This is a genomic window from Pseudomonas bananamidigenes (assembly GCF_001679645.1).
GTDB lineage: Bacteria > Pseudomonadota > Gammaproteobacteria > Pseudomonadales > Pseudomonadaceae > Aquipseudomonas > Aquipseudomonas bananamidigenes.
The window spans coordinates 1-3,041 of record NZ_LRUN01000045.1 but is presented as its reverse complement, the minus strand read 5'-3'; the positions used below and the strand labels follow the sequence as shown (position 1 = coordinate 3,041).

The 3,041-nt window shown below is 52.0% G+C and carries 1 rRNA gene; it reads right to left on the bottom strand.

Annotated features, from left to right (window positions below):
• Positions 1-86: 86 nt before the first annotated feature.
• A 23S ribosomal RNA gene (locus BBF94_RS16475) occupies positions 87-2,977 on the bottom strand.
• Positions 2,978-3,041 lie beyond the last annotated feature (64 nt).

Sequence of the window (3,041 nt, the reverse complement as noted above, 5' to 3'; positions counted from 1 at the left end):
TCGGTGTTTGTGAACTCGAACTTTCGGTTCGTTTCGTCTTCACACACCGCAATCTGGCTGTTAAGCGCAAATTGCTTGGGTGTTATATGGTCAAGCCTCACGGGCAATTAGTATTGGTTAGCTCAACGCCTCACAGCGCTTACACACCCAACCTATCAACGTCGTAGTCTTCGACGGCCCTTCAGGGAACTCAAGGTTCCAGTGAGATCTCATCTTGAGGCAAGTTTCCCGCTTAGATGCTTTCAGCGGTTATCTTTTCCGAACATAGCTACCCGGCAATGCCACTGGCGTGACAACCGGAACACCAGAGGTTCGTCCACTCCGGTCCTCTCGTACTAGGAGCAGCCCCTCTCAAATCTCAAACGTCCACGGCAGATAGGGACCGAACTGTCTCACGACGTTCTAAACCCAGCTCGCGTACCACTTTAAATGGCGAACAGCCATACCCTTGGGACCGGCTTCAGCCCCAGGATGTGATGAGCCGACATCGAGGTGCCAAACACCGCCGTCGATATGAACTCTTGGGCGGTATCAGCCTGTTATCCCCGGAGTACCTTTTATCCGTTGAGCGATGGCCCTTCCATACAGAACCACCGGATCACTAAGACCTACTTTCGTACCTGCTCGACGTGTCTGTCTCGCAGTCAAGCGCGCTTTTGCCTTTATACTCTGCGACCGATTTCCGACCGGTCTGAGCGCACCTTCGTACTCCTCCGTTACTCTTTAGGAGGAGACCGCCCCAGTCAAACTACCCACCATACACTGTCCTCGATCCGGATAACGGACCTGAGTTAGAACCTCAAAGTTGCCAGGGTGGTATTTCAAGGATGGCTCCACGCAAACTGGCGTTCACGCTTCAAAGCCTCCCACCTATCCTACACAAGCAAATTCAAAGTCCAGTGCAAAGCTATAGTAAAGGTTCACGGGGTCTTTCCGTCTAGCCGCGGATACACTGCATCTTCACAGCGATTTCAATTTCACTGAGTCTCGGGTGGAGACAGCGCCGCCATCGTTACGCCATTCGTGCAGGTCGGAACTTACCCGACAAGGAATTTCGCTACCTTAGGACCGTTATAGTTACGGCCGCCGTTTACCGGGGCTTCGATCAAGAGCTTCGCGTTAGCTAACCCCATCAATTAACCTTCCGGCACCGGGCAGGCGTCACACCCTATACGTCCACTTTCGTGTTTGCAGAGTGCTGTGTTTTTAATAAACAGTCGCAGCGGCCTGGTATCTTCGACCGGCATGGGCTTACGGAGCAAGTCCTTCACCCTCACCGGCGCACCTTCTCCCGAAGTTACGGTGCCATTTTGCCTAGTTCCTTCACCCGAGTTCTCTCAAGCGCCTTGGTATTCTCTACCCAACCACCTGTGTCGGTTTGGGGTACGGTTCCTGGTTATCTGAAGCTTAGAAGCTTTTCTTGGAAGCATGGCATCAACCACTTCGTCGCCTGACGGCAACTCGTCATCAGCTCTCGGCCTTAAGATCCCGGATTTACCTAAGATCTCAGCCTACCACCTTAAACTTGGACAACCAACGCCAAGCTGGCCTAGCCTTCTCCGTCCCTCCATCGCAATAACCAGAAGTACAGGAATATTAACCTGTTTTCCATCGACTACGCTTTTCAGCCTCGCCTTAGGGACCGACTAACCCTGCGTCGATTAACGTTGCGCAGGAAACCTTGGTCTTTCGGCGTGGGTGTTTTTCACACCCATTGTCGTTACTCATGTCAGCATTCGCACTTCTGATACCTCCAGCAAGCTTCTCAACTCACCTTCACAGGCTTACAGAACGCTCCTCTACCGCATCACTTGCGTGATACCCGTAGCTTCGGTGTATGGTTTGAGCCCCGTTACATCTTCCGCGCAGGCCGACTCGACTAGTGAGCTATTACGCTTTCTTTAAAGGGTGGCTGCTTCTAAGCCAACCTCCTAGCTGTCTAAGCCTTCCCACATCGTTTCCCACTTAACCATAACTTTGGGACCTTAGCTGACGGTCTGGGTTGTTTCCCTTTTCACGACGGACGTTAGCACCCGCCGTGTGTCTCCCATGCTCGGCACTTGCTGGTATTCGGAGTTTGCATCGGTTTGGTAAGTCGGGATGACCCCCTAGCCGAAACAGTGCTCTACCCCCAGCAGTGATACATGAGGCGCTACCTAAATAGCTTTCGAGGAGAACCAGCTATCTCCGAGCTTGATTAGCCTTTCACTCCGATCCACAGGTCATCCGCTAACTTTTCAACGGTAGTCGGTTCGGTCCTCCAGTCAGTGTTACCTAACCTTCAACCTGCCCATGGATAGATCGCCCGGTTTCGGGTCTATTCCCAGCGACTAGACGCCCTATTAAGACTCGCTTTCGCTACGCCTCCCCTATTCGGTTAAGCTCGCCACTGAAAATAAGTCGCTGACCCATTATACAAAAGGTACGCAGTCACAGAACAAAGTCTGCTCCCACTGCTTGTACGCATACGGTTTCAGGATCTATTTCACTCCCCTCTCCGGGGTTCTTTTCGCCTTTCCCTCACGGTACTGGTTCACTATCGGTCAGTCAGTAGTATTTAGCCTTGGAGGATGGTCCCCCCATATTCAGACAAAGTTTCTCGTGCTCCGTCCTACTCGATTTCATGGCCAAGAGACTTTCGCGTACAGGGCTATCACCCACTATGGCCGCACTTTCCAGAGCGTTCCGCTAATCTCAAAGCCACTTAAGGGCTAGTCCCCGTTCGCTCGCCACTACTAAGGGAATCTCGGTTGATTTCTTTTCCTCAGGGTACTTAGATGTTTCAGTTCCCCTGGTTCGCCTCTTGCACCTATGTATTCAGTGCAAGATAACTGTCTTATGACAGCTGGGTTCCCCCATTCAGACATCTCCGGATCAAAGTCTGTTTGCCGACTCCCCGAAGCTTTTCGCAGGCTACCACGTCTTTCATCGCCTCTGACTGCCAAGGCATCCACCGTATGCGCTTCTTCACTTGACCATATAACCCCAAGCAATCTGGTTATACTGTGAAGACGACATTCGCCGAAAATTCGATCTGGCTC